Below are 26470 nucleotides of genomic sequence, written 5' to 3'. Positions count from 1 at the left end.
TCCGGCTGTTGAGGGCGGCGGTTGTCCTGCAAAATTGGGACGGCCGCCGTCCGTTTCGGCGCGCGTTCCGCATTCGTCTTCGGGGGAGGCCGGCCCAGGTGATCCTCACGGTCACGCTGAACACCGCTCTCGACATCACCTACCGCGTCGCAGCGCTCAGGCCCCACACCACCCACCGGGTGACCGAGGTGACGGAACGGCCGGGCGGCAAGGGCCTGAACGTGGCCCGCGTCCTCGCGGCCCTCGGCCACCAGGTGACGGTCACCGGCTTCACGGGCGGCGCCACCGGACGCGCCGTACAGGAACAACTCGCCGCCGTCCCGGAGATCGTGGACGCCCTGGTCCCCGTCACCGGCGCCAGCCGACGCACGATCGCGATCGTGGACGCGCAGACCGGCGACACGACCCAGCTCAACGAGCCCGGCCCGGCCATCACCCCCGCCGAGTGGTCCGCCTTCCAGGAGGCCTACGAGGACCTGCTCCCGTCGGCCGCCGCGGTGGCCCTGTGCGGCAGCCTGCCGCCGGGCGTGCCGGTCGGCGCGTACGCCGGGCTGGTGCGCACGGCGAGGGCGGCCGGGGTCCCCGTACTCCTCGACACGAGCGGCGAACCGCTGCGCCGCGGAGTGGCCGCCCGCCCGGACATCATCAAGCCGAACGCCGACGAACTGGCCGAACTCACCGGCTCCCACGAGCCCTTGCGCGCCACACAGGACGCCCGCCGCCGCGGCGCCCGCACGGTCGTCGCCTCCCTCGGCACGGACGGCCTCCTGGCAGTAACCCCCGAGGGCCGCTGGCGCGCCACCCCACCCACCCGCGTCCACGGCAACCCGACGGGCGCGGGCGACTCGGCGGTCGCGGGCCTGCTGTCGGGCCTGGTCGAAAACCTGCCCTGGCCGGACCGCCTGGCCCGAGCGGTGGCCCTGTCCGCGGCGACCGTACTGGCGCCGGTGGCCGGGGAGTTCAGGCGTGCGGCGTACGAGGAGCTACTGCCTCAGGTCGACATGAGAGCGTCGGCCTGACGCTCAGCCGACTGGATGGAGACAAGTTCGACAACCCGATTTGCCGCGCCGTGTCGCTTGTCTTTTCCGGGGGATGGCCGTGGGCGTGAATTGCCTTTCTGGCCGGCTATTCGCGGCGTTCCAAGAGCGGACCGTTCGGTTATCCGCCCTCTACTGCAGCCACAGTTGGTCCACGAGGGCATTGCACTGATTCCCCTGGCCGCAGGAGAGCGTCAGCGTGTTGCTGCCCTTGCTCAGCTTCACCGGAGCCCAGGTGGACTGCCAGTTCTTCGCGAGGTCGGGGTTCGACGACTTGATGAAGTTCTTCATGCCCAGCGGCTGCTGGTTGGGTTTGCCGTTGACCGTCAGCGTCGCGTTGGCATCCACTGCGGGAATGCTGTATTGCACGTACAGGCGGTAGGAGCCGGCCTTCTGGATGTCAACGGTCCAGGTGATCGAAGCGCCGACGTTGTTGAACCCGGTCACATAGACCCCGCCGTCCCCCTTCGCCCCGTCGACGTCCGACGCCGTAGCGGCGCCGCCGCCCAGCTGGAGGTCCTTCGCGTCGGTCTTCGGCAGGTCCGCCGCAGCGCTGGCACTGGCCGACTGGCTCGGCTTCGAGCTCTGCGCCGCGGACGACGGGCTCGTCGAGGCGCCGCCGTCCGCCTTGTCGTCCGACGAGTCGCCGCCCAGCATCGCCACGCCGATGCCTATGACGACCGCGGCGACCACCGCGATCGCACCGATCAGCAGCCCCTTGGTGTTCGGACCGCGACGACCACCACCACCGCCGTACGCCGGCTGCTGCGGAGCCGTGGGAGCAGCGCCGGGAAACGTCTCCGGCGCGGCGTAGTTGGCGTTCGGCTGACCGTACGTGCCCTGCTGCTGCGGGACCTGGCCGTAGGCGGCCGTCTGCTGAGGCTGGGCGGGCTGGCCGTACTGCCGCTGGCCGACCGCGCGCACCCGGTTGACGGAGTTCGGGTAGCCGTAGCCGCCGGACGGAGGCTGGGCGCCGTTGGCCTGCCCGTCGGCGTAGAGGTAGCCGAACGGGTCGTCGTCCTCGGGCGTGCTGGCGCCGTTGTTGCCGGACGTCATCCCTTGGTACTCCTCAGCGGTGCGGGTCGATTGCGATACCTGGGGTCAGAATGGCGAGCCTACCCGCTCCTGCTGCCCCAAACGGGTGACTCGGATCGCATCGTTCCGCCACCCCGGCGCCTGACCTGGGAATCAGCCCGCGCGTCTGTGCTGTTTGGGACGAGATCGTTTCTCTACGTACATGCGCTCGTCGGCGGACTTCAACACTTCGTCCGCAGTCATGCCGCAGTGTGCCCACCCGATGCCGAAGCTGGCGCCCACGCGGACGGCCCGTCCCTCGGCCCGGATCGGCTGGATGATCTCGTTGCGCAGACGTACCGCGAGGTCCGCGGCGTCGGCCCGGCCCAGGCCGTCGGCGAGGATCACGAACTCGTCGCCGCCGAGCCGGGCGACCGTGTCGCCGTCGCGCACGGCGCGGGACAGCCGCCGGGCGACCTCGATGAGGACCGCGTCACCGGCGTTGTGCCCGAACCGGTCGTTGATCGACTTGAAGCCGTCGAGGTCGCAGAAGAGCACCGCGAGCCCCTTGGTGCCGTCGTCGCGCTCGTTCTCGGGGGCGACGGTGTGCACATGGTGATCGAAGCCGTCGAACACCTCGACGCCGCCGCCCGGCCGGAAGTCGAAGCCGTGCCCGTTGGCGTCGTAGGCGGGGTGGCCGTAGGCCGCGTCGAGCGACTCGAGGGCACCGGGGTGCGTCTGCCGCTGACAGAGCCGGGAGGAGAGCCGGGAGCGCAGCTCCGCGGAGTTCGGCAGCCCGGTGAGCGAGTCGTGGGAGGCGCGGTGGGCAAGCTGCAGCTCGCGGCGCTTGCGGTCCTCGATGTCCTCGACATGGGTGAGCAGGAAGCGCGGGCCGTCGGCGGCGTCCGCGACGACGGAGTTGCGCAGGCTGACCCAGACGTATGTGCCGTCACGCCGCCCCAGGCGCAGCTCGGCGCGGCCGCCCTCGGCGGACGTACGCAGCAGTGTGCCGATGTCCTCGGGGTGGACGAGGTCGGAGAAGGAGTAGCGGCGCATCGCGGAGGCGGGGCGGCCGAGCAGGCGGCACAGGGCGTCGTTGGTCCTGAGGATCCGGCCGTGCTGGTCGCCGCCCATCTCGGCGATGGCCATGCCGGAGGGGGCGTACTCGAAGGCCTGCCTGAAGCTTTCCTCACTCGCCCGCAGGGCCTGCTGCTCCCTTTCGAGCCTGACCAGTGCGCGCTGCATGTTGGCACGTAGACGCGCGTTGCTGATCGCGATCGCGGCCTGGAACGCGTACATCTGGAGCGCCTCGCGACCCCATGCGCCCGGTCGGCGGCCGTTGCGCGGCCGGTCCACGGACAGCACGCCGATCAGCTCGCCGCAGGAGCCGCCCGGGTTGCCGGGGGTGTACATCGGCGCGAAGAGCCGGTCGGAGGGGTGCCACTCGTCCTCGAAGCGGGGCGCCGGCCCGTCGGTGTACCACTGCGGGACGTCGTCGTCGTCGAGGATCCAGCCCTCGGTGTGCGGTATGAACACCAGGTCGCCCCAGTGCTCGCCCATGCTCAGCCGGCGCTCCCAGGACTCGCGGGAGCCGACCCGGCCGGTGATGAGCGCCTCGGCAGCGGGGTTGCCGGCGAACGCGGCGACGACCAGGTCGCCGTCGGGGCGGACCAGGTTGACGCACGCCAGCTCGTACCCGAGACCGTTGACCACGCCGTCGGCGACGGTCTGCAGTGTGTCCGCCAGGCTGCGGGCCGTGTTCATGTCAGCCATGACCTGGTGCAGTTGCCGCAGGGTCGCAAGACGGACGTAGGGCTCCGACTCGGTCTCCATGCTCGCCCTCCCCCCGAGACCTCGCAGTGAATCAAGGGTTCTCATCGGCGTATCGTCACTAGCAGCTTCCCCGCCACTGAATCACAGCGCGCTGCCCACTCGGTACACAGGGTCAACAATTAATGGCCCTTGTGACTCAAGTCACAGCGAAAGATGAACATTTGAGTGGTGTTTCTGCGGTTTCCCTGTGCGTTTGCTGAACGCAAACTTTGTGGGTATGTGGAGATGCCGCACAAGGGTACGTCGGGGGCCGAGAAGAATACGTCGAGAAACTCGGTCGGTGGTCCTAGGTCGGGCCTCGGCCCGATGCCCGATGCGCCCCGTGCGGACCGGACACTAGCGTTTCGGGCGTGCTGAACACTCCCGCCGCCACGTCCCCCACCGTCCCCGTGCCCGCCGCCCGGCATGCTGAGGGGGTGAGCAACGACGAGTTCCGTGCCGCCATGTCCCGGCTGGCCGCGGGCGTGGTCCTGGTGACCGCAAAGGAACCGCCGCTCGACCCGGACGACCCGTCCGCGCCGGGCGGCGAGGACGTCGGCATGACGGCCACGTCCTTCATGTCGGTGTCCCTGGACCCGCCCCTGGTCCTGGTGAGCCTGCGCGAGGGCTCCCGCATGGACGACCTGCTCGCCGAACAGCCCCTGTGGGCGGTCTCGGTCCTGTCCGAGAGCCAGCGCCACATCGCCGGCCGCTTCGCGATGAAGGGCCGCATCAGCGACCGTCTGCTCTTCGAGGACATCCCGTACGTCCGCGGCGAAGTGACCGGCGCTCCCCTGGTGGGCGGCGCCCTGGCCACCCTGGAGTGCCGCACGGAGCAGCGCGTGACGTCCGGCGACCACACCCTGGTGATCGGCCGGGTCCTGACGGCGGGGGTACCGAGCGCGGACGGGGGGCCGCTGACGTATTTCCGGGGCCGGTACCGGCAGTTGGGGTGAGCCGGCGATTGCAGTGCACGCGCGCGCGGGCGCCAATTCCGTGGCACGCGCGCGTGTTGCCTCCTAGGGTGCGCGCATGACGACCGGTCCCCGCCTCGAAGAGATCACCACCCGCAATCTCGACGCCGCCCTCGGCATCCGCATCCGCCCCGACCAGGAACACGCGGTCGAGCCGGTCGCGCACTCGCTGGCCGAGGCGTACGTGCGTCCCCCGGGTATCGCGTGGCCGCGCCTGATCGTCGACGAGGGACGACCCGTCGGCTTCCTGATGGCCTTCCTCGACATCGACTGGAACCAGGACGGCACCGACTTCCGTTCCGGCCTGTGGCGCCTGAACATCGCGGCCGAGGAACAGGGCCGCGGCTACGGCCGGTTCGCGGTCGAGTCCGTGGCCGCCGAGATCCGCCGTCGCGACGGCAAACAGCTCTACGTCACCTGGCACCCCGGCCCGGACGGCCCCGAGGGCTTCTACCTGGGCCTCGGCTTCCGTACGACCGGGGAGACGAGCGGCGACCAGCCGGTCGGGGTGCTGGACCTCGGCTAATCGACGAGGCTGATGTCCAGGCCGGCCACTCGTTCGGGGTCGGTGACGATGTCGATGACGGCGATCCGGTCCCGTACGAACGTGAAGGCCAGCGCACGGTCGAGGTGTTCGCCGAGGAAGACCGCCAGACCGGTGCGCCCGTCGACCATCGCGGGCCGCGCCACGTGCGCGAAGTGCTTGAAGCTCGACGCGCCCTTGGCCACCGCCGACGCCCCCGTGGTCACACCGACCTCGGTACGCGCGACAACGTCCGGATCGAGCACCTCGACCAGCGCGTCGAAGTCGCCCTCCCGCGCGGCCGCCAGAAACGCGTCGACGACCTCCCGCTGCCGCACCAGATCGGCATCGTGCACCTCGGCCCCCTGCACCCGCCGCCGCGCCCGGCTGGCCAGCTGCCGGGCCGCCACGGGGCTGCGCCCCACGATGTCCCCGACCTCCTCGTACGGCACCGCGAACAGGTCGTGCAGCACGAACGCCAGCCGCTCGGCGGGCGTCAGCGTCTCGAGTACGACGAGCAGCGCGACGCCCACCGAGTCGGCGAGCACCGCGTCCTGCTCGGGGTCTGCGTCGGCCAGGACGCCCGCCACGCGCGCGGTGGTCTCGAACGGCTCCAGCGGCTCCTCCGCGCGCGACTTGCGCGACCGCAGCATGTCCAGGCACACCCGCCCGACGACGGTCGTCAGCCATCCCCCGAGGTTGTCCACCTGCCGGGTGTCGGAACGGCTCAGCCGGAACCACGCCTCCTGCACCGCGTCGTCGGCCTCGGTGGCCGAACCGAGCATTCGGTAGGCGACGGCGCGCAGATGAGTTCGATGCGATTCGAATCGCCGGGCAAGAAATTCGCTGTCATTCATCGCCATAGCTCCCCGCACCGAGGTCCGTTGTCAGTTCTCTCGCTGACATGACGGAGGGAAAACGGGAGATGTGACAGCGGACGTTGTACGAATATGGCCGCGTGCCCGGCGTCAGGACCAGTCCCGGCCCGACCGCCCCCGCTTCGTGTCGGAGCGCTGCTTCTTCTCCCGCAGCCGCCGCTCATTGATCCCGCGCGGAATGCGGGTCGGCCGGCGCGGCTTGGGCGGCGGCGCGGTGGCCTCGGCGAGAAGCGCGGCGAGACGTACGGCGGCGGTCTCCCGGTTGCGCCACTGGGACCGGTGCTCGGAGGCGCGCACGACGACGACGCCGTCGACGAGCCGACCGCCCAGCCGCTCGAGCGCCCGCGCCTTCCAGACCTCGGGCAGCGCCTCGGTCTTGGCCAGGTCGAAGCGCAGCTCCACCTGGGAGTCACTGGTGTTGACGTGCTGCCCGCCGGGCCCCGACGACCGCGAGAAACGCCACATGAGCTCGGCCTCGGGGAGCGAGACGGAGCCACGGATGAAGTAGGGACCGGACATGCCCCCCATGGTCGCGCGGCTGACCGGCACACGTCACGCGAATATCGTTCATCCACCGTTCGGTAAAGAAAGTAAAGACACCTGGAACCTTCGGTACCCCTCTTGGCGTTGGTAGGGGTAGCTGTAGCTTCGTGCCCGTACGACCCGTACCGGCCGCACTGCCGTACGCAAAACGAGGGAAAGGACTCCCAAACCATGGCTGTAAGCCTGTCCAAGGGTGGCAACGTCTCGCTCACCAAGGAGGCTCCGGGCCTGACCGCCGTCACCGTGGGCCTCGGCTGGGACGTCCGCACCACCACCGGCACGGACTTCGACCTCGACGCCTCCGCGATCGCGGTCAACCCGCAGGGCAAGGTCTACTCGGACGCCCACTTCGTCTTCTTCAACAACAAGAACACCCCGGACAACTCGATCGTCCACACCGGCGACAACCGCACGGGCGAGGGCGCGGGCGACGACGAGGCGATCAACGTCAACCTGGCGGCCCTCCCGGCCGACATCGACAAGATCGTCTTCCCGGTCTCCATCTACGACGCGGAGAACCGCTCGCAGAACTTCGGCCAGGTCCGCAACGCCTACATCCGCATCATCAACCAGGCCGGCGGCGCCGAGATCGCCCGCTACGACCTCTCCGAGGACGCGGCCACGGAGACGGCGATGGTCTTCGGCGAGCTCTACCGCAACGGCGCGGAGTGGAAGTTCCGCGCGGTCGGCCAGGGCTACGCCTCGGGCCTGGTGGGCATCGCCCAGGACTTCGGTGTGAACGTCTGACGCCAGTGCGCCGAGCGTGAGCCCCTGGCTGCGGTGCGCCGCGGCCGGGGGCTCCGGTGTCACTGGAGGGAGTCGTCCCGAGCCGATACCGGCCGCTGCTGGTGCTGCTCGTTCCAGAGGTCGGCGAGCTCGCCGAGTGCGCTGTTGATGCGGCCGAGTTCCCAGAGCAGGTAGACGCCGGCTCCGGCGAACGGGATCCAGTGACCCCATTGGAAGATGAGAACCGGCATGTACAGCAGGCCGACCAGGACAAGGAATTTGACCAGGATCTCGGTGTACGTCTGCTTGCGTTCGACGACGGCGTGCTCGCCGCGGCCGTGAGTCCACTGCAGGTGCGATCTCATGACTACCCCCTTGGGCGCTGCCTCCCAAGTCTCACTTCGCGCGCAGCCCCGAGCGAGCTTCGCCGGAAGGGTCCGGCACATCTCCATACGATCACCGCGAACGGCGGACTGCGTTCCGGCCGGGCCCGCTACGAGCCCACCGGCCGGTAATAGCTCAGCACCGCCGCCAGCTCGGCGAACCACTCCGCCAGCTTCGTCCTCGGCCTGGCCTCCACCACGCACTCGTAGAACATGCCGTTCAGGTGGATCACCGCCATCATCAGGGCCTTGCCGTTCGGGCTCGCCTTGAAGTGGGCGCTGCGGATCTGCTGCCAGGGGAACTCGAGGGACTGGCCGTGGATCTCGAAGGCCACGCCCTCCGTGTCGACCACGATCGAGTTGTGGCGGTCGACCGCCATGAACTCCGGTCCGCCGGCCGGTGGTTGGGGTGGCGTCGGGGCGTAGGCGTACTGGGGCGGCGGCGGGCCGAAGCCCTGCGGCGGCGGGGGCTGTTGGCCGTACGCGGGCTGGTTGCCGTACGGCGGTGGCTGGGTGGTCATCGTCTTCCGTCCCCCGAAAGTGGTGTGGAGCCGCGGAAAATGTACCCGGCCTGCGGTGACGGGCCTGCGCTCAGGTCAGCGGATACCGTCCTGCCATGTTCCTCGAACGGCTCGTGCCGACCGACGGTGCCCTCCCCGGCGAGCTCCTCACCGAGCTCACCGCCCTCTACACCTCCAACCGCGAGTTCCACGCCCTCAGCGGCGACTTCCCCGACCCGGACGACATCCGGCCGGAGCAGGTCGCGGCCGCGCTGGCCGACGAGTTGGTGAATCCGGACATCGAGGTGCTGCTCGCCCGCAGCGAGGGGCGGCTCGTCGGGGTCGCCGTCACGCTCGCCCACCACCCCGACCCGGCCGATCCGGACCCGTGGATCGGCCTGCTGATGGTGGACGCGCGCGAGCACGGGCGCGGCTACGGGCGCCGGTTCGCCACGCTCGTCGAGGACCGCTTCCGCGCGGCGGGCCGGGACGCCGTACGGCTCGCGGTACTCGAGAACAATCCGAAGGGGCTCGCCTTCTGGACCGCCCTCGGCTACGAGGTGATCGGCCACCGCCCGGACCGCCGACTCGGCCGTCCGTGCACGGTGTTGCGGAAGCCGCTGCCCGACCCGCCCGCGTGAGCAGCGATGCACCGGTGCACTATGCCGAGGTGGAGTGGACGACCTTGGCAGGCACGGGAATCGGAGCAGTGATCGGCGTGGGCTCGACCCTGCTCGCCGACCGGGTGCGCTGGCGGCGGGACGCGGCCGAGCGCAACCACCGGGAGCGCAGGGACATTTACGTGACCTGCCTGACGAAGTACCGGCAGGCGTACGAGGCCATGCACACGGCGGCCGGCGCCAACCGGGGCCAGGACACGCTGGACACGGCCGTACGAGAGGCGTTCCGGGCGTCCGGCTGCGACGAGGTCCGGGAGTCGGCCCTGATCTGCGCACCGCAGGAGCTGTCGGACGTGCTCGAGGACGTCTACACCACCCTGCGCGAACTGCTGGAGGTGTTCGCCGCCGGCGACCCGCCCCTCGACTCGCCCGACTTCCAGGAACACCGCCTCAGGCACGGGCAGGCGGTCTGGACGGCACGCGCCGCGATGCGGCGCGACCTCGAACGTCGGGTGTGACGTTTCGACCCCCAACTGCGCTCCATGAACGTGGAGTTGACCGCCCCTCACCTGTCCGTATAACGGATCCGCCACCCCGACTTTCGGATACGAACACGTAAAATCTTGACCGCACCCTGTCAAACAGGCAGTTCCCGGTGTCACCCTCTCCTCGCTCGCCGCAACTCTGTGCCCCACCTGTGCCATCTCTGTGCCTCAACCATGAGGCCGGCCCGAAGGAGACCGAGTGAGACAGCGTTCCCACGGCACCCGGACCACCCGCAAAACCGCCCTCCGTACCACCGCCCTGATCGGCTCCGCCGCGATGGTCGTGCTCGCCCTGCAGAACGGCGCCGCCACCGCGGCCCCCACGCACACCAGCGGCGCCGGCGCCCTCCCCCTCACCGCCTCGGCCCGTGCCGCCGCCCTCGAGTCGGCCCAGGAGGCGGCCGGTTCGACGGCCCGCGAGCTCGGGCTCGGCGGCCAGGAGAAGCTCGTCGTCCAGGACGTGCTCAAGGACGCGAACGGCACCGTCCACACCCGCTACCAGCGCACCTACGCCGGCCTGCCCGTCCTCGGCGGCGACCTGGTCACGCATGTGACGAAGAGCGGCACGCTCAAGGGCGTCAGCAAGGCGACCAAGTCGCGGATATCCGTGGCGTCCACGGATGCCTCCATATCCACCGCCACCGCGAAGAAGAGCGCGCTCAAGGCCGCCGCCGGTTCCTCCAAGGCCACCTCCGCCACCTCCCGCAAGGTGATCTGGGCCGTCGGCGCCAAGCCCGTCCTCGCCTACGAGTCCGTCGTCAAGGGCCTGCAGGACGACGGCACCCCGAGCGAGCTGCACGTCGTCACGGACGCCACCACCGGCAAGAAGATCTACTCCTACGAGGCCGTCGACACCGGCACGGGCACCAGCGAGTACAGCGGCACGGTGACCCTGGGCACCACCGCCTCCGCCTCCGGCGGCTACGACCTGATCGACTCCGGCCGCGGCGGCCACAAGACGTACGACCTGAACGGCGGCACGAACGGCACCGGCACCCTCTTCCACGACGCCGACGACACGTGGGGCGACGGCACCCCGGCGAACCGCCAGACCGCCGCCGTCGACGCGGCCTACGGCGCCGCCGTCACCTGGGACTTCTACAAGTCCGCGTTCAACCGCAACGGCATCGCGGGCGACGGAAAGGCCGCCTACTCCCGCGTCCACTACGGCAACGCGTACGTCAACGCGTTCTGGAACGACAGCTGCTTCTGCATGACGTACGGCGACGGCTCGGGCAACACCCACCCGCTGACCTCGCTCGACGTGGCCGGCCACGAGATGAGCCACGGGCTGACCGCGGCCACGGCGGGCCTCAAGTACAGCCGTGAGTCGGGCGGTCTGAACGAGGCCACCTCCGACATCTTCGGCACCTCGGTGGAGTTCTTCGCGAACAACTCCTCCGACGTCGGCGACTACCTCATCGGCGAGAAGATCGACATCAACGGCGACGGCACCCCGCTGCGCTACATGGACAAGCCCAGCAAGGACGGCGGCTCGGCCGACTACTGGTCGCGCAACGTCGGCCGCCTCGACGTCCACTACTCCTCGGGCGTCGCGAACCACTTCTTCTACCTGCTGAGCGAGGGCAGCGGCGCGAAGACCATCAACGGCGTCAGCTACAACTCCCCGACCTACGACGGCTCCACGGTCACCGGCATCGGCCGCGCCAAGGCCGACCAGATCTGGTACCGGGCCCTGACCACGTACTTCACGTCCTCGACCAACTACGCGGGCGCCCGCACCGGCACCCTCCAGGCGGCGAGCGACCTGTACGGGGCGGGCAGCGCGGAGTACAACGCGGTGGCGGCCGCCTGGAAGGCCGTCAACGTCAACTGACTTCCGCAGCAAGGGGTTTGGGAAGCCGGGCCGCTCCTCACGGGTGGTCCGGCTTCCCCTCCCCGTACAGCCAGTCCTTCCAGATCCCGTCGAAATCCTTCTGCGGCGCCATCTTCTCCACGTACGCCGTGAACTCGTCGGTGTCCGCGTTCCCGTGGCGGTGGGCCGCCGCCCAGCCCTGGATGATGTCGTAGAAGGTGTCGTCACCGACGGTCTGGCGGATCTTCTGGAGGACCATCGCACCGCGCAGGTAGACCGGTTCGTCGGAGATGTGCGCGGCGCTGCTCGGTCTCGCCGGCGGGAAGGCCCACAGGTCCTCGTGGTCGTCCTCGCCGTGGCGGTAGAGGTCGTCGAAGGTCTGCTGGGCGGTGTCGCCGTCGTGGTCCTCGTCCCACAGCCACTCCGCGTACGTCGCGAACCCCTCGTTGAGCCACATGTCCCGCCAGGTCTTCGGCGTCACGGAGTCGCCGTACCACTGGTGGGCGAGCTCATGGACGAGCGTCTCGGTGTCCGGGGCGCCGGGGAAGACGGGCCGGGTCTGGGTCTCCAGGGCGTACTCGGCGTCCTCCGGCCGGTCCACGATCGCGCCGGTGGAGGAGAAGGGGTACGGCCCGAAGTTGTACTCCTCCCAGTCCATGATCTCGGGGATCTTCGCGAGCACCTTCCGGCCGGCCTTCACCTGCGTCGGGTCGACGGCGACGTACACCGGCAGGCGGTCCTTGCCGACGATGGAGCGGCTGATGTCGTAGTGCCCCACGGCGACGGTGGCGACGTAACTCGCCATGGGCTCGGCGGTGTGCCAGGAGAACGTCGTACGGCCGCCGCTGCTCCTCTCGCCGGTCAACTCCCCGTTGGACACGGCCTGCAGGCCCTTCGGCACGGTGACCGTGATGTCGTACGACGCCTTGTCGGAGGGGTGGTTGTTACCGGGGAACCACGCCATGGAGCCGGTCGGCTCGCCGAGCGCGAGCGCGCCGTCGGCGGTGCGCAGCCAGCCCTCCTTGGAGCCGTCGGGGTCGGTGATGGTCTTCGGTGTGCCGGAGTAGCGGACGGTGACGCGGAAGGTCTCGTCCTCGTCGAGGTCGTCGTGGGGGCGGACGGTGAGCTCCTGGCCGGCGCGGTTGAAGCGGGCGCGCTTGCCCTCGACCGTGACCTCGTCGACGTCCAGCCCCTCCAGGTCGAGGTCGAAGGCGGAAAGGTCCTTGGTGGCGCGGGCGGTCAGGGTCGCGGTGCCGGTGAGGCGGGGGCGGTCACCCGGCGTGTAGTCGAGCTTCAGGTCGTAGTGGCTGACGTCGTATCCGCCGTTGCCCGACTTCGGGAAGTACGGGTCGTGCACTCCGGAGCCGCCCGGGGTGCCGTGGACGCCGCCGCACGCGGTGAGGGCGAGGGCGACCAAGGCGGACGTGACGGCCGGGACAACGCGCGCGGATCTGGACATGTCAGTGATCCTAGGACGACCGGGCCCGCCGAGGACGCGGCACCGACGTGACACCATCTCGTACGTGCTCGACATCGGCTACGCCCTCTCCAACCGCTTCCCGGACCCCCCGCAGACGGACTACCGCCGCGCGGACGTCCACGCCCTGCGCCACGACCTGTTCTGCGGCGACGTCTACCTCGCCGACACCAAGGCGGACCGGGAGCTGTCCACAGCCTGGGGATGGGTGCCGGTGCTCGACTTCGCGTGGGCGCTGTGCGACATCGCCGAGCGCATCGACCGCGACCCGGCGGGCTCCCGTGCCTCCCGCCCCCAGCACGCCGAACTGGACTTCACCGAGTCGACCGACCGCATGCTCTTCGAGCGCCGCTTCGGCTGGGTGGACATCGAGGCCGACTGGATGCCCGCGGAGGAGCCGCCGCTCACCTTCTCGCACACCGAACTCCGCCGTGAGGCCCGGGACTTCCTGCACGACCTGATCGCCGACCTGGTCGACCTTCATGACGACCTGGGCGAGAACCCGGCGATCTGGACCCTGCAGGCCCGCTTCCCCAGGGTGTCGTGAGCGCCGGCGCTACCCTGCCCGGCATGGACTTCGCGATCAAGCAGCTTCCCTCCGCCGACATCGACGAACTCGGCCCCCTGTGGAAGCAGCTCCTCGCGCACCACTCCCAACAGGCGCCCCACCTGGAGGAGTTGGCACCGGTTCGCTCCCCCGAGTCCTCCTGGCGACTGCGCCGCGAGCTCTACCTGGAGTGGCTCTCCTCTCCGGACACGGCCGCCCTCACCGCGCGCGGTCCGCACGGCCTCCTGGGCTACGCCATGGTGCGTGTTGTCGTCGACCGGCCCGGCTCGTGGCAGTGGGGCGCGGAGCCCGGTGATCGCGTCGGCGTCCTGGAGACCCTCGTCGTGCACGACGACGCACGCGGCGCCGGTGTCGGCCAGGCACTGCTCGACGCGGCCCGCCGCCACCTCGACCGGCACGGCCTGAAGATCATGAAGATCTCCGTCATCGCCGGCAACGAGGGCGCCCTGCGCTTCTACCGCCGCGAAGGGGCCGTCGACTTCGTCCAGACCCTCGTCATGCCCCTCACGCCACCGTCCTGACATCTCCCTCCATACCGCTCAGTCCTCCACCCTGATCCCCATCTCCACCGCCAGCACCGGCGCCAGATCCATCAGCTGCACGGAACTGATCACCGCCCCGGACAAGCGGTCCACCCCGCGCGCGATGCCCAGCTCGACCGCGCCTCTCAGATCCACGTCCTTCAGAACCGCCGACGTGAGGTCCGCCCCCTTCAGCACGCAGTCCACGAACTCCACGCGCTCCAGCCGGGCACCCGCGAAGTCCGGCTCCACCAGCACGCAGCCCTCGAAGACGACGTCCTTCAGCTTCGCCGTGCGCAGGTTCAGGTAGTCGATCTTGCCGCCCCGGACGACGACCCGCTCCAGGACCGCACCGTGCAGCTGCACCCCGCCGAGCCGCGCGTCGACCAGCTCCACATCACGGAACGTCGACTCCGCGAGGTCGGTCCCCACCCCCCGTATCCCCGTCAGCACCGAGTCGAGCACGCGGGCGTGGTGCAGCCGCGTCTCGTCCACCGCGCACCCCGTCAGCGCACAGTCCATGAACCGGGCGCCCCCGCCGTCCTGCCCCACGAAGTCCAGCTCCCGGAACTCCAGCCCGTCGTAGTCCCCGTCCGGCTCCAACTCACCTCCCCCGAACGCCTCCAGCGCCGGAAGCCGCACCTCCGGCCGCTGCGCCGCCTTCACCGCCGCACCACCGGAACCGCCCGTCCCACCCATCGCTCTCCTCGCCATGCCCCCATGCTGCACCCCACCACTGACAATCCCCCTGACCAGCCAAAACACCGTCCCATGTCACATTCCGGCACCTCAGATCCGTCGTACTCACAGGAAGGCGCCCCGACCCAAGCCCGACCCCGACAGCCCGGACGACCCGAGGGAGATCCCGACCCATGCAACGCATCACCGTCATCGGCGGCGGACTCGCCGGACTGACCGCGGCCATCACCGCTGCCGAGGCGGGCTCCAAGGTCACCGTGTACGAAGCCCACCACACCCTCGGCGGGCGTGCGCGGACCGCCGAGGGGCCGTACCGGACCAACGACGGTCCGCACGCCCTCTACAGCGGCGGCCCGCACTGGACCTGGCTGAAGCAACGCGACCTCATCGGCCCGCTCGCCCCGATCCCACCCCTGGAAGCGGCTCGGCTGCGGCTCCGCCACCACGGCGTCCTGCGCCGCACCCCGCCCTTCGCGATGCTCAAGCTGCTGCGCCCCGGCCTCCAACAGGCGCCCGTCGACGCCGACTTCATGACCTGGGCCACCGACATCGCGGGCGAGGAGGCCGCCCGGGCCGCCGCGCACTACTCCGCCGTCGCCCTCTTCCACCACGACCCCGGCGCACTGTCCGCCGCGTTCGTACAGGAGCGGCTGCGCCGTGCCACCAAGCTGCCGCCCGAGGCGCACTATCCGCGCGGCGGCTGGGCGAACGTCATCGACCGGATGGCCGCCCGGGCGTGGAACCTCGGCGTGCGGATGGAGACCCTGTCCCGTGTCCACACCCTCGACAGCCTCCCGGCCGCCGGCGGCCCCGTCGTCGTCGCCACCTCCCTCGACGCCGCCCGCCGACTGCTCGGCGACGACTCCCTGACCTGGACCAGCGGCCGTACGACGCTCATCGACCTCGCCCTGCGGACACGGCGCGGCGACGCCTTCGCCGTCTCCGACCTCGACGCTCCCGGCTGGCTGGAACGGTTCACCGCGCAGGACCGTTCCCTCGCCCCGGCCGGCGAGCAGCTGATCCAGGGGCAGATCCCGCTCGCCCCGCACGAGCACAAGGCCGCCGGCATCGCCCGTGCCGAGCAGCTCCTCGACCTGGCCTTCGACGGCTGGCGCGAGCGCGTCACCTGGCGGCGCGAGACCGTCGCGACCGGCCGTACCGGCGCCGTGGACCTGCCCGGCACCAGCTGGCGCGACCGCCCCGCCGTCGATCGCGGCGACGGCGTCTACCTCGCCGGCGACCAGGTCGCGGCTCCCGGCGTCCTGTCCGAGGTGTCCTTCAACAGCGCCCTCGCCGCGGTGTCGCTGGCGCTCGGCCGCCGCACCCTCGACTCCCTTGACCTCAAGCAAGCTTGAGGTTGCAGCATCGATGAGTCGCCTCCGGCGACGGGGTGGGCTTCCGACACCTTCCCAGCACAGGCACATCCGATGGGGGACCTCCCATGCACGCCATCCGTCTGCACGCCTTCGGTCCGGCCGAGAACCTCCGATACGAGGAGGTCGAGAACCCGCTCCCGGGCCCTGGCCAGGTCCGTATCGCCGTAGAAGCGGCCGGAGTGCACCTGCTCGACACCGCCCTGCGCGAGGGCGAGCAGGGCCCGCTGCCCGAGCCGCCGCGGCTGCCCACGATCCCCGGCCGCGAGGTCGCCGGCGTCGTCGAGTCCCTCGGCGAGGGCGTCGCCGCACTGTGGCTCGGCAAGCGCGTGACCGCCCACCTCGGCTTCGCCCCGGGAGGCTACGCGGAACTCGCCGTCACGGATGTCGACCGCGTGCACGAGATCCCCGGCAACCTGGACTCCGCCCAGGCCGTCGCCATGATCGGGACAGGCCGTACGGCGATGGGGATCCTGCAGTTCGCCGAGCTCGGCCCGGACACCGTGGCCGTGATCCCGGCCGCCGCGGGCGGCATCGGCACCCTCCTCGTGCAGTACGCGAAACACGCCGGCGCCGTGGTCGTCGGTCTCGCCGGCGGCCCCGAGAAGACGGCACGGGTGCAGGCGAACGGCGCCGACCTCGCCGCCGACTACAAGGACCCCGCATGGCCGGACAAGGTCCGCGCCTACCTGGGCGGACGCCCTGCGACGGTCGTCTTCGACGGCGTGGGCGGCGAGGTCGCCCGCAAGGCCGTCGACCTGCTCGGCCCCGGCGGCAGGCACATCGTCTTCGGCTGGTCGGCCGAGGGCATCCGCGGCGGCGAGCCCTACCTCGTCGACGGCGTCTCCGAGCGGGTCCTGGGCCCCGTGATGATGCAGAAGGCCGGCGGCCCCAACCCCGTACGCGCCCTCGAACTGCGCGCTCTGGCCGAGGCGGCCGCCGGCCGGCTGACCCCGGCGGTGCAGCGCTTCCCGCTCACCGAAGCCGCAGCGGCCCACCGCGCTCTGGAAACGCGCGGAACGATCGGAAAGGTGGTACTGGAGCCATGACCAGCAACAAGGGCCCCGCAGATGCGATACGCCCCGATTCATGGTCTTCTGACCGGGTGAGCGCCACCCGAACAGGTGAACCTCCCATGGCTGCCGACCCCCGCCGCTGGTGGGGCCTGGTGATCATCGCGCTCGCGCAGCTCATGGTGGTCCTGGACGCGACGATCGTGAACATCGCGCTCCCCTCCGCACAGCGCGACCTGGGCATGTCCGACGGCAACCGCCAGTGGGTGATCACCGCCTACACGCTGGCCTTCGGCGGACTGCTCCTGCTCGGCGGCCGCATCGCCGATCTGGTGGGCCGCAAGCGGACGTTCATCTTCGGTCTGATCGGCTTCGCCGCCGCCTCCGCACTCGGCGGCGCCGCCACCAGCTCGGGCATGCTCTTCGGCGCCCGCGCGCTGCAGGGCGCCTTCGCGGCCGTCCTGGCCCCCTCCGCCCTGTCCCTGCTCACCACGACCTTCACCGACCCGAAGGAACGCGGAAAGGCCTTCGGCATCTACGGCGCCCTCGCGGGCAGCGGTTCCGCGATCGGCTTCATCGTCGGCGGCCTGCTCACCGAGTACCTGAACTGGCGCTGGTGCCTCTACGTCAACGTGCCCATCGCGATCATCGCGGTCTTCGGCGCCTTCGCCCTCCTGCACGACCGCCCCGGCCACGCGGGCGCCCGCCTCGACGTGCCCGGCGCAGTGCTCGGCTGCGGCGGCCTGGTCGCGATCGTCTACGGCTTCAGCGAGGCCGAACCGCGCGGCTGGACCGACCCGCTGGTGCTGACGCTGTTCGCGGCAGGTGTCGTACTGCTCGCGACCTTCGTGTGGTGGCAGAAGAGGGCCCCCATGCCCCTGCTCCCCCTGCACATCGTCAAGGACCGCAACCGCGCCGGCTGCTTCCTGACCATGGCGCTCGCGGTCATCGGCATGTTCGGCCTGTTCCTGTTCATGACCTACTACCTGCAGGTCGCCCTCGGCTACTCGCCGGTGAAGACGGGCCTGGCCTTCCTGCCCCTCACGGCGGCGATCATCACCGGCTCCACCCAGATCTCCGCCCGGCTGATGAACCACGTGCCTCCGCGCATGCTGATGGTCCCCGGCATGGTCCTCGCGGCGAGCGGCATGGTGATCCTCACACAGATGACGGTCGAGTCGTCGTACGCCACCGAGATCCTGCCCGCCCTGATCCTCATGGGCCTCGGCATGGGCCTGACCTTCATGCCGGTCTTCGCCACCGCCACCGCGGGCGTCGCCCCGCAGGACTCCGGCGTGACCTCGGCGACCGTCAACACCTCGCAGCAGGTGGGCGGTTCGATCGGTACCGCCCTGCTCAACACGATCGCCACCAGCAGCAGCGCGACGTACATCGCCGCCCACCTCCACGACCCGTCCCAGAAGGCCCTGGTCGCCAGGGAAGGCGTCGTCCACGGCTACACGGTCGCCATCTGGTGGGCCGCCGGCATCATGCTCCTGGCCGGCCTGGTCGCGGGCCTGATGGTGACGGCGAAGGCCCCGAAGCACGGGGCGCCGACAGAGGCACCGGTGCCGGAACCGGTGGCCTGAGGGGGCGCGAGAACGCGGGGAGGGGCCGATCGGACCGCGGACCCCTCCCCGCCCTCTCCTCAGTCGGCGATCACCTCAGACGTCGTACGTCGATCGCCCAGATCCCCCGCCCGTGCGTGGCCGCATACAGCCGCCCGTCCGGGCCGGTCCGCAGCTGCAGCACCGCGGTGGTCGGCAGGTTGTCCCCCGCCACCTTCCACCCGGCCGAACCCGGCGTCCGCACCAGCACCCCGAGATCCGTGCCCAGCGCGATCGTCCCGCCCTTCAGCAGGGCCACCGAGTTCGCCGGTACGTCGGGCAGGTTCCCGGAGATGTCGGTCCAGGTGACCCCGCCGTCCCGGGTCTCGAAGAGGTGCCCGACGCCCGCGCCCGGACCCTCCGTCCACTTCCGCGAGAAGCCGTTGACGGCGAGCAGGACGTGGTCGGAGTTGGCCGGGTCGATCGCGAGGCCCGAGAGGTAGCGGTTGGGCACCGTCCCGTCCACCGGCAGCGTGAGCTGGTGCCAGCCCGTGCCGTCGGCGTTGCCGACCGCGATGCCGCGGGTGAAGCCCTGGTTGTTGCAGGGCCCGCACCAGGCGGCGTACACCTTGCCGCCGGAGGAGGCCACAGCCGTGGCCGTGTGCCCCTCGCCGAGATCGAAGGCGCCGAACCACTCGCTGCCGCTGCGGATCGCGTACCCCTTGGTGTTGATCCACACATGCCGGCCGCCCGCGACCCAGACCTTCGGGTCCTTGATGTCGGCGTTCAGCGGGGCGATGAAGCGCGCCTCGCCGGTCGCGTTGTCGGGCGGGGCGACGGAGTACGACGTCGCCTTGGACGGGTCGGTGACCCAACTGCCGTCGTTCACCGCGCAGTTGTTGGTCACGGACACCGCCAGGTAGACGTACTCCTGGGCGATGTTGCAGCCGTTCGCGGGATCGGTGATCGTGTCGCCGCCGTCACCGCCGAAGTTGGACCCCATCACCCGGTCGCCGGACCGAAGCTCCGACTGCCCGTTGTCCTGGAGGCCACCGGTGACGGCGAGCCCCCTCCCGGCCGGATCGGCACCCACACCCACCGAGTAGTACTGCAGGGCGTCCATCGTGCCGTCGTTCAGGGACGTCCAGTCGGTGGCGTGACCGGAGGCGTCCGCGCTGCCGTTCAGCGGCCGCCGGAACATCCCGCCGTCGTCGCCGACGACGACGTACGGCGCTCCCCCGTTGCTGCCGATCGCCACGGAGTGCTGGTCGGCGTGGACGGTCTGGTGGCAGTCGCCGGTCTGCTTGCTCGGGTCGATGGACCAGCACGGGAAGCCGAAGTTCCAGTAAGGCCCGGGCACGGACCAGGACTTGCCGCCGTCCTTGGTCTCGAAGACCTCTTCCAGACCGGCGTACACATGGTCCGGGTTCTTCGGATCGACGGTGAGGAACTGGTTGTACCAGGCCTGGATGCCCGGCTGGTACCCGGCACCGGTGAGCGCGGATCCCGAGTCCCGCAGCTGCTGATACGTGGCAATCCGCGTCCAAGGCCCGGTCGGCGAACCGGACTTGGACACGAAGATGCCCTCGAGCCCACTGTCCGGGTTCTCCGCGGTCTGCTCCGGCGACTGGTCGATGGCGTAGTACCGCGACCCGTCCGCACTCCGCGCGAAGGTCACGTTCCCGACGTCCTCGGCGTTGCTCGGCAGATCACCGAGCCCGGTCAGCCGCTGCCAACTGCCACCGGACTTCGCGTAGAAGCCGTTGTAGGTGTCCCCACCACGCCAGCCGACCGCCAGCACGACCTTCTTCGGATCCTTCGGATCGACGGCGATGTCACTGGTGATGTTCTTGTACGGGGCGTTGGGATCGCTCGCCTTCGAACCACCCGGCAGATAGTCCGGGTTGGGCGCGAACTCCAGCTTCCAGTGGCCCTTCAGCGTCTTCGTGCTGTGGCTCCACACACCCTCGGTGGTCGCCGCCCACACCTTGTCCCCGGCGAACCGCAGCGCGTTGATCGAGGTCGACTCCAGCTCGTCACCGCCGACCCGGTCCCGCCGGCCGAAGCTGCCGTGCCGCGGATCGTCGAGCACATAGACACCCGTACCGAGGAAGGAGGTGGCACTGGTGTTGGCCTCCCCGGTGGCGTACCAGAGCCGCCCCCGACCGTCGAGCTGCAGATCCCCCGTGGACAGCGCGGGCAGCTCGTCGGAGATGTTCGTCCAGTGACCGCCACCGGAACGCGACCGGAAGACACCGCCGTTGGCCGAACCGGCGTACACATACCCGTGGCTGTCGGCCGCGAGCCCGGTCACCCGGCCCGTCACCTTCCCGGCCCCACCACTGGAGTTGGAGTTGATGTCCCGGTACCGCGGATCGTCGGAGTCGTAGGGCAGCCGGGTCAGATCGCTCCAACTCCCCTTGGTGTGCGGCAGATCGGTCAACTCGTCGTACGCCGCACCGTACGCCCCCGGCGCCACGATCCCCGGCGAGGTCCGCGCCTCGGCGTACTGGTCGGCCTGCTCGGCCTCCTCCTGCGCCTCACCCCCGTCATCGTCGTCGTCCCCCGCCTCCGCGAAAGCCGACAGGCCCTTCTGCTGCTGATGCAGAAGGGCCTGTTCACGAAGTTCGCGTACACCGAAGGGGTCACTTGCCCCGCCCGCCGCCTGAGCCTGAGTGACCGTCAGCCCCAGCGCGGCGGTGGTCGCGAGCACCGCCCAAATCCGTTGTCTTCGCCAGCCGTTGGCTGCCATGAAATGCCCTCCCCTGAGGCCGTGGCGTACATGACACGGAACTGTGGACCAGCTTTGAGGAGAAGGCAGTCAGGAGAGGTATCCGGGACGGCAATGAGACAGCAAATTTCCGGCCACCGGTTCAGCGGCGCGCCCGCGGAGCGTTCAGTGCCGCCCGGCCACCCGATCCGCAACCTGCGCCAGCCGCGACGACTGAGCGCTGTGGGTGCTCCGCTCCCGCCGGTCCGCAGCCCGATACGTGGCGTACATCCCCTGCACCCCCAGCCACCGCAACGGCTCCGGCTCCCACTTGCGCACCTTGTGCCCGACCCACGGCAGATCGGTCAGCTCGGTCCGTCCGCCCTGCCCCGAGTCGAGCTGCACGAGATCCCTGAGCGTCCGCGCCGCGAGATTCGTCGTGGCCACCCCGGACCCGACATAACCACCCGCCCACCCGAGCCCGGTCGACCGATCCAGGGTCACCGTCGCGCACCAGTCCCGAGGCACCCCGAGCACCCCGGACCAGGCATGCTCGATCCCAACACCCGCCAGCGAGGGAAAGAACCGCACAAGAATCTCCCGCAGGGCCCCGATCGTCGCCTCCTGCGTCCGCCCGTCGTTGTCGGTCCTCGACCCGAAGCGATACGGCGCCCCGCGCCCCCCGAGCGCGATCCGCCCGTCCGCGGTCCGCTGCGCGTACATGTACGCGTGCGCCATGTCCCCCAGCGCCTCCAGCCCGTCCCACCCCACCGACTCCCACTGCTCGTCGGTGAGCGGCTCGGTCGCGATCATCGAGGAGTTCATGGGCAGCCAGGTCCGCCGCTGCCCCTTCAGGTTCGCGGTGAACCCCTCCGTACAGCGCAGCACATAGGGCGCCCGCACCGTCCCGTAAGGCGTCACCGCATGGTTCGGCCGGATCTCGGTCACCGGCGTCGACTCGTAGATCGTCACCCCGAGGCCCTCGACGACGGCCGCCAGCCCCTTCACCAGCTTCACCGGATGCAGCCGCGCCCCGTGTGGAGTCCAGGTCGACCCGACGGCATCGGCGACCCGGATCCGCTCGGCGGTCTCACCGGCGCCGTACAGCTCACGGTCCGTCTCGTCGTAGGACAACTCGTGCTCGTGGAAGGCCTTCAACCGCGCCAACTGCGCCGGTGTGGTGGCGACTTCAAGCACCCCGCCCTTGTGCAGATCGGCCTCGATGCCCTCTTCCCGCGCCGCCCGGACGACCTCGTCGACGGTCTCGTTCATGGCCTTCTGCAGCCGTACGGCGGCCTCGTGCCCGTGCAGCCTCGCGTACCGGTCGCGCCCCGCGATCCCGTTGTACAGCCACCCGCCGTTGCGCCCCGAGCCTCCGTACCCGCAGAACTTCTGCTCCAGGACGGTGATCCGGAGGAAGGGCGCCGCCTTCTTCAGGTAGTACGCGGTCCACAGTCCCGTGTACCCGCCCCCGACGATGACGACGTCCGCGGACGCGTCACCGCCGAGCGGCTCCCGCACCGCCGGGAGGCCGTCGTCCGCGTACCAGAAGGAGATTCCGCCGTTCACGACACTGCTTGCCGAGCTGCTCATGGCCGGAAAGCTAACCCCTCGGGGCAGTCACTGTCTCCTTCGGATTCCATGCTTCTCCACGTCCTCTGACCAGCGGATAACAGGCGAGCCCGATCAGTACGGAGACGAAGTGCCCGAGATCGGTGAAGGTCGGCGAGGACGCGAGCGGAGCCGCGTACACGACGAACACGCCCCCCAGATACACAAACCGCCAGGGCACCGCGATCCGGTACGCCAGCACCGCCATCACCCCCGCCAGCGCATAACTCACCCCGATGTCAAGGGAGTCGACCGCCGAGTGCGGCACGATCCCGTCCCGCACGGCCTTGAGCAGCGCCCCTTCGCTGATCAGCGTGGCGAGCACATGCGCGGCCACACACACCATCAGCCACCGCACCGTCCCCAGCCACCGCTCGGCCTGCGCATGGAACACGCTGTAGAGCAGGACGTACGGCACCCAGTGCCCCCCGTCGATCCACATCGCGCTCTGCACCAGCACCCGTACGGGATCGTTCGTCAGCTCATGGATGTTCGTGGACCGCTGCCTCAGGAACTCCTGCTCGAACTCCGGCGACATGTGGTGCAGGGCGACGGTCGTGACGAACAGAATGGCCAGCCATACGTACGTGCCTGGCGCACTGCGGACGTACGCCGACACCCTCTCGCCGAGCCCCCGGTGAATTCGCATGAAGCGATTCACGCACGCAAGTATCGTCGCCCGTGTGATCGACATTCCGGGCGAGCTGGCGGCGGCACAGGAGAAGTTCAACGGCGAGGCGGGCCGCGCGTTCATCGCAGGCCTGCCGCACCTGGCGGAGGAGTTCCTCAACCGCTGGGAGCTACGGCCGGACGGGCGCCCCATGCACGGAGTCACCGCCCTCGTCCTGCCCGTCGTCCGCCCCGACGGCACCCCGGCCGCACTGAAGCTGCAGCTGCTGGACGAGGAGAGCGAGGGCGAACCGGTCGCCCTTCGCACCTGGAACGGCGACGGCGCGGTCCGCCTCCTCGCCCACGACGAGCCGACCCACACCATGCTCCTGGAACGCCTCGACGAGACCCGCATGCTCTCCCACCTGGCGGACACCCGCGAGTCCGTCCTGGTCATCGCCGGCCTCCTCGCCCACCTGACCTCCACCCCGGCCCCCGAGGGCATGCGCCGCCTGGGCGACATCGCACAGGCCATGCTGGACCGGACGCCCCAGGCCCTGCAGCGCATCCCGGACCCCGAGACCCGTCGCCTGGTCGCGGACTGCGCGGCCGCCGTACGAGAGGTCGTGGACGAACCCGGCGACCGCCTCCTGCACTGGGACCTGCACGACGAGAACGTCCTCGCCGCAGGCCGCGCCCCCTGGCTCGCCATCGACCCCAAACCCCTGGCCGGCGACCCGGGCTTCGAGCTCTGGCCGGCGATCGACAACCGCTTCGACGCCGACGAGATCCGCTGGCGCTTCGACGCCATGACGGACGTACTCGCCCTGGACCGCGCACGCGCGCGTGCCTGGACCCTTGGCCGCCTCCTGCAGAACACCCTCTGGGACGTGGCGGACGGCCGCCCGCCGGAGCCCCGCCAACTCGAAATCGCCCGCCGCCTGCGCAACCCCGCCAGCTAGCCTCCCCTTATGATCCGCACCGCGACCCCGGCCGACATCCCCGTCATCCACACCCTGATCCGCGAACTCGCCGACTACGAAAAGGTCCCGCACGAGGCAAAGGCCACCGAGGCCCAACTCCACGAGGCCCTCTTCGGCGACCGCCCCGCCGCCTACGCCCACATCGCGGCCGACGACGCCACCGGCACCCCGGTCGGCTTCGCCCTCTGGTTCCTGAACTTCTCCACCTGGCGCGGCGTCCACGGCATCTACCTCGAGGACCTCTACGTCCGCCCCACCGCCCGAGGCGCGGGCCACGGCAAGGCCCTCCTCACCGAACTCGCCCGCATCTGCGTGGACCGGGGCTACGAGCGCCTCGAATGGGCCGTCCTGAACTGGAACGCCCCGACCATCGCCTTCTACGAGTCCCTCGGCGCCCGCCCGCAGGACGAGTGGACGGTGTACCGGCTGACGGACGGCCCGCTCAACTCCCTTGCTGGACAGACCACATGAAGTTGTGAAGCGGAAAACGGCGCAAAGCGGATGACGTCGTGAAGGTGTGAAGACACCCCGCATGACCCCTCACCGAATGGGCACGGCTCACTGGCATGAGCACCATGAATATGCCGATCTTCGTCCCCGGCCTGGAACTCTCCCGCCGCTTCTACACCGAAGCCGTCCGCTCCTTACTCGAGGAGGCCGCCCCCGACATCCCGCACTCGGCCGCCCACCTGGGCAGCGGCTCCGAAGTCCTCGGCTTCGACACCCCGCGCCCGGCCGACCGCACCCGGGGCCCGCGCCTCCAGCTCTTCCTGCACCGCCGGGACGTCTCCCGCCACGCGGGACGCATCAGACACATCCTCGCCGAGCACCTCCCGAAGACCTTCCACGGCCACCCCGTCCGCCACCAGGTCGAAGTCACCCACATCTCCGCGTGGTTCACCGCAACGCTCGGCTTCACCCCCTCCCCGGAGATCACCCCGACGGACTGGCTCGCCGCCCCCGCCCAACTCCTCGCCGAAGTCACCGCGGGCGCCGTCTTCCACGACGGCCTGCGCGAACTCACCCCCCTGCGCCACACCCTCCGTTGGTACCCCCACGACATCTGGCTTCACGTCCTGGCCTGCCAGTGGAAGCGCATCTCCTGGGCAGCGCCCTACGTCACCCGCTGCGGAGAGGTGGGCGACGAGCTCGGCTCCACCATCGCCGCCGCCCGTCTCGTACGCGACCTGATGCGCCTGTGCCTCCTCATGGACCGCCGCTACCCGCCGTACGACAAATGGCTCGGCAGCGCCTTCGCCCGCACCTCCGCGGGCCACCACCTCACCCCGGTCCTCACCGCCACCCTCACGGCCACGGACTGGCGCACCCGCGACAAACACCTCAACCAGGCCTACGAGTCCGTCGCGGACGAGCACAACCAACTCGGCCTGACGGACCGGGTGAACCCGACCGCACGGCCGGAACGATTCACCGACGCGCTGACCGCCCGCATCTCCGACCCGACGATCAAGGAGCTGCCGATCGTCGGCGCCGTCGACCAGTTCGTCGACGCTCCGGACGTCCTGACCCGCCCCCAACTGGCGCGCGCCCTCTACCAGGACGTGCGAAAGCCCAGGCCGGATCACTCCTGACCTGGGCGTTCGAACCCGGCGTGCCGGGCGGGAGAAACGCGGAGACTCAGAGCGCCTTGCTGTTGCAGCCCATGTCCGAACCGAGGTCGCTGGGCTGCGAACCCGGGTTGCCCTCGCCGTTGAGCGCGTTGCCCAGGAGGCCGTTGATGGCACCGACGTTGCCGAGCACGTCGATGTTCATGTCGTGCGAGCGACACTCGATGCCCTGCGTGATGTCGAGGTCGTGCCCCGGCTCACCGTGAGCGAAGGCGGGGCCGGCACCGAAGGAGCCAATGCTGCCGAGAACGGCGGCACCCACGATGGCAACCTTCTGAAGCTTGCGCATTTCTTCTCCATTGATCGAGCGGATGTGATCTGCAGCAGATCGAGTCGGGACGAATGACAACTACGGGGAGA

General features: G+C 70.1%; 27 protein-coding genes. 15 read left to right on the top strand and 12 right to left on the bottom strand.

The genetic code is table 11. From position 1 onward, the window contains the following. The first annotated feature begins 98 nt into the window (after window positions 1-98). Window positions 99-1019, top strand: a complete 921-nt coding sequence (locus ACFY1L_RS23260; protein ID WP_388827357.1) for a 1-phosphofructokinase family hexose kinase — start codon at window positions 99-101, stop codon at window positions 1017-1019. Between the two features lie 150 nt (window positions 1020-1169). Here the strand turns inward: ACFY1L_RS23260 and ACFY1L_RS23255 are convergent, their stop codons facing one another. Continuing rightward, window positions 1170-2093, bottom strand: coding sequence for a CBM35 domain-containing protein (locus ACFY1L_RS23255; RefSeq protein WP_388827354.1), 924 nt, complete (start codon window positions 2091-2093; stop codon window positions 1170-1172). 132 nt (window positions 2094-2225) lie between these two features. Next, the gene (gene cdgB, locus ACFY1L_RS23250; protein WP_388827351.1) at window positions 2226-3884 is read right to left on the bottom strand and encodes a diguanylate cyclase CdgB; all 1659 of its coding nucleotides are present in this window, start codon (window positions 3882-3884) and stop codon (window positions 2226-2228) included. Window positions 3885-4234: 350 nt separating this feature from the next. Here cdgB and ACFY1L_RS23245 point away from each other — a divergent pair, with 350 nt between their 5' ends. Together ACFY1L_RS23245 and ACFY1L_RS23240 are read left to right on the top strand one after the other, a co-directional pair. Further along, window positions 4235-4819 (top strand): flavin reductase family protein, encoded by a 585-nt coding sequence (locus ACFY1L_RS23245; protein WP_388827348.1) that lies wholly within the window; start codon window positions 4235-4237, stop codon window positions 4817-4819. Between the two features lie 76 nt (window positions 4820-4895). Continuing rightward, a complete protein-coding gene (locus ACFY1L_RS23240; protein WP_388827345.1) occupies window positions 4896-5363 on the top strand; it encodes a GNAT family N-acetyltransferase in 468 nt (155 codons plus the stop codon). Here the strand turns inward: ACFY1L_RS23240 and ACFY1L_RS23235 are convergent. Both ACFY1L_RS23235 and arfB read right to left on the bottom strand, forming a co-directional pair. Further along, a complete protein-coding gene (locus ACFY1L_RS23235; protein ID WP_388827342.1) occupies window positions 5360-6217 on the bottom strand; it encodes a sigma-70 family RNA polymerase sigma factor in 858 nt (285 codons plus the stop codon). The genes ACFY1L_RS23240 and ACFY1L_RS23235 overlap by 4 nt on opposite strands. Before the next feature lie 111 nt (window positions 6218-6328). Further along, window positions 6329-6766, bottom strand: coding sequence for an alternative ribosome rescue aminoacyl-tRNA hydrolase ArfB (arfB, locus tag ACFY1L_RS23230; protein ID WP_388827339.1), 438 nt, complete (start codon window positions 6764-6766; stop codon window positions 6329-6331). A gap of 186 nt (window positions 6767-6952) precedes the next feature. Between arfB and ACFY1L_RS23225 the strand changes: the two genes are divergently transcribed. Beyond that, window positions 6953-7528 (top strand): TerD family protein, encoded by a 576-nt coding sequence (locus tag ACFY1L_RS23225; RefSeq protein WP_133929079.1) that lies wholly within the window; start codon window positions 6953-6955, stop codon window positions 7526-7528. Between the two features lie 59 nt (window positions 7529-7587). On the opposite strand, the gene ACFY1L_RS23220 is transcribed toward ACFY1L_RS23225, so the two are convergent. Both ACFY1L_RS23220 and ACFY1L_RS23215 read right to left on the bottom strand, forming a co-directional pair. Continuing rightward, on the bottom strand, window positions 7588-7872 hold the full coding sequence (locus ACFY1L_RS23220) for a hypothetical protein (RefSeq protein WP_388827336.1): 285 nt from the start codon (window positions 7870-7872) through the stop codon (window positions 7588-7590). Window positions 7873-8000: 128 nt separating this feature from the next. Further along, window positions 8001-8411: a hypothetical protein gene (locus ACFY1L_RS23215; RefSeq protein WP_388827333.1), complete on the bottom strand. Its 411-nt coding sequence runs from the start codon at window positions 8409-8411 to the stop codon at window positions 8001-8003. 95 nt (window positions 8412-8506) lie between these two features. Here ACFY1L_RS23215 and ACFY1L_RS23210 point away from each other — a divergent pair, with 95 nt between their 5' ends. The 3 genes from ACFY1L_RS23210 (at window position 8507) to ACFY1L_RS23200 (ending at window position 11392) form a co-directional block, all read left to right on the top strand. Continuing rightward, window positions 8507-9031 (top strand): GNAT family N-acetyltransferase, encoded by a 525-nt coding sequence (locus tag ACFY1L_RS23210; protein WP_388827330.1) that lies wholly within the window; start codon window positions 8507-8509, stop codon window positions 9029-9031. Between the two features lie 29 nt (window positions 9032-9060). Continuing rightward, complete coding sequence (locus ACFY1L_RS23205) at window positions 9061-9528, top strand: hypothetical protein (RefSeq protein ID WP_388827327.1); 468 nt, start codon at window positions 9061-9063, stop codon at window positions 9526-9528. A gap of 304 nt (window positions 9529-9832) precedes the next feature. Next, a complete protein-coding gene (locus ACFY1L_RS23200; protein ID WP_388828378.1) occupies window positions 9833-11392 on the top strand; it encodes a M4 family metallopeptidase in 1560 nt (519 codons plus the stop codon). 37 nt (window positions 11393-11429) lie between these two features. Here ACFY1L_RS23200 and ACFY1L_RS23195 read toward each other — a convergent pair whose 3' ends face one another. After that, window positions 11430-12830 (bottom strand): M1 family metallopeptidase, encoded by a 1401-nt coding sequence (locus tag ACFY1L_RS23195; protein ID WP_388827324.1) that lies wholly within the window; start codon window positions 12828-12830, stop codon window positions 11430-11432. A 64-nt stretch (window positions 12831-12894) separates the two neighbouring features. Here ACFY1L_RS23195 and ACFY1L_RS23190 point away from each other — a divergent pair, with 64 nt between their 5' ends. Together ACFY1L_RS23190 and ACFY1L_RS23185 are read left to right on the top strand one after the other, a co-directional pair. Continuing rightward, the gene (locus ACFY1L_RS23190; protein ID WP_388827321.1) at window positions 12895-13395 is read left to right on the top strand and encodes a hypothetical protein; all 501 of its coding nucleotides are present in this window, start codon (window positions 12895-12897) and stop codon (window positions 13393-13395) included. 23 nt (window positions 13396-13418) lie between these two features. After that, complete coding sequence (locus ACFY1L_RS23185; RefSeq protein ID WP_388827318.1) at window positions 13419-13937, top strand: GNAT family N-acetyltransferase; 519 nt, start codon at window positions 13419-13421, stop codon at window positions 13935-13937. A gap of 18 nt (window positions 13938-13955) precedes the next feature. Here ACFY1L_RS23185 and ACFY1L_RS23180 read toward each other — a convergent pair whose 3' ends face one another. Next, window positions 13956-14651 carry a pentapeptide repeat-containing protein gene (locus ACFY1L_RS23180; RefSeq protein ID WP_388827315.1) on the bottom strand — a complete coding sequence of 232 codons (696 nt, stop codon included), beginning with the start codon at window positions 14649-14651 and terminating at the stop codon, window positions 13956-13958. A 158-nt stretch (window positions 14652-14809) separates the two neighbouring features. Here ACFY1L_RS23180 and ACFY1L_RS23175 point away from each other — a divergent pair, with 158 nt between their 5' ends. The 3 genes from ACFY1L_RS23175 to ACFY1L_RS23165 all read left to right on the top strand — a co-directional run bounded on the left by ACFY1L_RS23175 (window position 14810) and on the right by ACFY1L_RS23165 (window position 18611). Continuing rightward, the gene (locus ACFY1L_RS23175) at window positions 14810-15991 is read left to right on the top strand and encodes an NAD(P)-binding protein (protein WP_388827312.1); all 1182 of its coding nucleotides are present in this window, start codon (window positions 14810-14812) and stop codon (window positions 15989-15991) included. Between the two features lie 86 nt (window positions 15992-16077). Next, window positions 16078-17058: a zinc-binding dehydrogenase gene (locus tag ACFY1L_RS23170; protein ID WP_388827309.1), complete on the top strand. Its 981-nt coding sequence runs from the start codon at window positions 16078-16080 to the stop codon at window positions 17056-17058. Between the two features lie 86 nt (window positions 17059-17144). After that, window positions 17145-18611 carry an MFS transporter gene (locus ACFY1L_RS23165; protein WP_388827306.1) on the top strand — a complete coding sequence of 489 codons (1467 nt, stop codon included), beginning with the start codon at window positions 17145-17147 and terminating at the stop codon, window positions 18609-18611. 70 nt (window positions 18612-18681) lie between these two features. Here the strand turns inward: ACFY1L_RS23165 and ACFY1L_RS23160 are convergent, their stop codons facing one another. The 3 genes from ACFY1L_RS23160 to ACFY1L_RS23150 form a co-directional block, all read right to left on the bottom strand. Beyond that, window positions 18682-21321: a glycosyl hydrolase gene (locus tag ACFY1L_RS23160; RefSeq protein ID WP_388827303.1), complete on the bottom strand. Its 2640-nt coding sequence runs from the start codon at window positions 21319-21321 to the stop codon at window positions 18682-18684. A gap of 144 nt (window positions 21322-21465) precedes the next feature. Continuing rightward, window positions 21466-22872, bottom strand: a complete 1407-nt coding sequence (locus ACFY1L_RS23155) for an NAD(P)/FAD-dependent oxidoreductase (RefSeq protein ID WP_388827301.1) — start codon at window positions 22870-22872, stop codon at window positions 21466-21468. A gap of 10 nt (window positions 22873-22882) precedes the next feature. Continuing rightward, complete coding sequence (locus ACFY1L_RS23150) at window positions 22883-23539, bottom strand: rhomboid-like protein (RefSeq protein WP_388827298.1); 657 nt, start codon at window positions 23537-23539, stop codon at window positions 22883-22885. On the opposite strand from ACFY1L_RS23150, the gene ACFY1L_RS23145 reads away from it, so the two are divergent. The 3 genes from ACFY1L_RS23145 to ACFY1L_RS23135 all read left to right on the top strand — a co-directional run bounded on the left by ACFY1L_RS23145 (window position 23538) and on the right by ACFY1L_RS23135 (window position 26074). After that, window positions 23538-24461, top strand: a complete 924-nt coding sequence (locus ACFY1L_RS23145) for an aminoglycoside phosphotransferase family protein (protein WP_388827296.1) — start codon at window positions 23538-23540, stop codon at window positions 24459-24461. The two genes, ACFY1L_RS23150 and ACFY1L_RS23145, sit on opposite strands and share 2 nt — an antisense overlap. 9 nt (window positions 24462-24470) lie before the next feature. Then, window positions 24471-24953 carry a GNAT family N-acetyltransferase gene (locus ACFY1L_RS23140; RefSeq protein ID WP_388827294.1) on the top strand — a complete coding sequence of 161 codons (483 nt, stop codon included), beginning with the start codon at window positions 24471-24473 and terminating at the stop codon, window positions 24951-24953. A 104-nt stretch (window positions 24954-25057) separates the two neighbouring features. Next, window positions 25058-26074 (top strand): DUF4037 domain-containing protein, encoded by a 1017-nt coding sequence (locus tag ACFY1L_RS23135; protein WP_388828375.1) that lies wholly within the window; start codon window positions 25058-25060, stop codon window positions 26072-26074. 46 nt (window positions 26075-26120) lie between these two features. On the opposite strand, the gene ACFY1L_RS23130 is transcribed toward ACFY1L_RS23135, so the two are convergent. Beyond that, the gene (locus tag ACFY1L_RS23130; RefSeq protein ID WP_361274634.1) at window positions 26121-26399 is read right to left on the bottom strand and encodes a hypothetical protein; all 279 of its coding nucleotides are present in this window, start codon (window positions 26397-26399) and stop codon (window positions 26121-26123) included. Window positions 26400-26470: the final 71 nt, after the last annotated feature.

It is taken from the genome of Streptomyces sp. NPDC001663 (genome assembly GCF_042893105.1).
GTDB lineage: Bacteria > Actinomycetota > Actinomycetes > Streptomycetales > Streptomycetaceae > Streptomyces.
Note: the sequence above shows the minus strand (reverse complement) of the source record. Positions and strands in the feature narration are given on the sequence as shown.

What these genes read in the sequence shown, in the direction of transcription:
- ACFY1L_RS23255 (WP_388827354.1), bottom strand. Translation starts at nt 2,093, where the DNA reads ATGACGTCCGGCAACAACGGCGCCAGCACGCCCGAGGACGACGACCCG.
- cdgB (WP_388827351.1), bottom strand. Translation starts at nt 3,884, where the DNA reads ATGGAGACCGAGTCGGAGCCCTACGTCCGTCTTGCGACCCTGCGGCAA.
- ACFY1L_RS23240 (WP_388827345.1), top strand. Translation starts at nt 4,896, where the DNA reads ATGACGACCGGTCCCCGCCTCGAAGAGATCACCACCCGCAATCTCGAC.
- ACFY1L_RS23235 (WP_388827342.1), bottom strand. Translation starts at nt 6,217, where the DNA reads ATGAATGACAGCGAATTTCTTGCCCGGCGATTCGAATCGCATCGAACT.
- arfB (WP_388827339.1), bottom strand. Translation starts at nt 6,766, where the DNA reads ATGGGGGGCATGTCCGGTCCCTACTTCATCCGTGGCTCCGTCTCGCTC.
- ACFY1L_RS23225 (WP_133929079.1), top strand. Translation starts at nt 6,953, where the DNA reads ATGGCTGTAAGCCTGTCCAAGGGTGGCAACGTCTCGCTCACCAAGGAG.
- ACFY1L_RS23220 (WP_388827336.1), bottom strand. Translation starts at nt 7,872, where the DNA reads ATGAGATCGCACCTGCAGTGGACTCACGGCCGCGGCGAGCACGCCGTC.
- ACFY1L_RS23215 (WP_388827333.1), bottom strand. Translation starts at nt 8,411, where the DNA reads ATGACCACCCAGCCACCGCCGTACGGCAACCAGCCCGCGTACGGCCAA.
- ACFY1L_RS23210 (WP_388827330.1), top strand. Translation starts at nt 8,507, where the DNA reads ATGTTCCTCGAACGGCTCGTGCCGACCGACGGTGCCCTCCCCGGCGAG.
- ACFY1L_RS23200 (WP_388828378.1), top strand. Translation starts at nt 9,833, where the DNA reads ATGGTCGTGCTCGCCCTGCAGAACGGCGCCGCCACCGCGGCCCCCACG.
- ACFY1L_RS23195 (WP_388827324.1), bottom strand. Translation starts at nt 12,830, where the DNA reads ATGTCCAGATCCGCGCGCGTTGTCCCGGCCGTCACGTCCGCCTTGGTC.
- ACFY1L_RS23185 (WP_388827318.1), top strand. Translation starts at nt 13,419, where the DNA reads ATGGACTTCGCGATCAAGCAGCTTCCCTCCGCCGACATCGACGAACTC.
- ACFY1L_RS23180 (WP_388827315.1), bottom strand. Translation starts at nt 14,651, where the DNA reads ATGGCGAGGAGAGCGATGGGTGGGACGGGCGGTTCCGGTGGTGCGGCG.
- ACFY1L_RS23175 (WP_388827312.1), top strand. Translation starts at nt 14,810, where the DNA reads ATGCAACGCATCACCGTCATCGGCGGCGGACTCGCCGGACTGACCGCG.
- ACFY1L_RS23170 (WP_388827309.1), top strand. Translation starts at nt 16,078, where the DNA reads ATGCACGCCATCCGTCTGCACGCCTTCGGTCCGGCCGAGAACCTCCGA.
- ACFY1L_RS23165 (WP_388827306.1), top strand. Translation starts at nt 17,145, where the DNA reads ATGGCTGCCGACCCCCGCCGCTGGTGGGGCCTGGTGATCATCGCGCTC.
- ACFY1L_RS23160 (WP_388827303.1), bottom strand. Translation starts at nt 21,321, where the DNA reads ATGGCAGCCAACGGCTGGCGAAGACAACGGATTTGGGCGGTGCTCGCG.
- ACFY1L_RS23155 (WP_388827301.1), bottom strand. Translation starts at nt 22,872, where the DNA reads ATGAGCAGCTCGGCAAGCAGTGTCGTGAACGGCGGAATCTCCTTCTGG.
- ACFY1L_RS23145 (WP_388827296.1), top strand. Translation starts at nt 23,538, where the DNA reads ATGAAGCGATTCACGCACGCAAGTATCGTCGCCCGTGTGATCGACATT.
- ACFY1L_RS23150 (WP_388827298.1), bottom strand. Translation starts at nt 23,539, where the DNA reads ATGCGAATTCACCGGGGGCTCGGCGAGAGGGTGTCGGCGTACGTCCGC.
- ACFY1L_RS23140 (WP_388827294.1), top strand. Translation starts at nt 24,471, where the DNA reads ATGATCCGCACCGCGACCCCGGCCGACATCCCCGTCATCCACACCCTG.
- ACFY1L_RS23135 (WP_388828375.1), top strand. Translation starts at nt 25,058, where the DNA reads ATGAATATGCCGATCTTCGTCCCCGGCCTGGAACTCTCCCGCCGCTTC.
- ACFY1L_RS23130 (WP_361274634.1), bottom strand. Translation starts at nt 26,399, where the DNA reads ATGCGCAAGCTTCAGAAGGTTGCCATCGTGGGTGCCGCCGTTCTCGGC.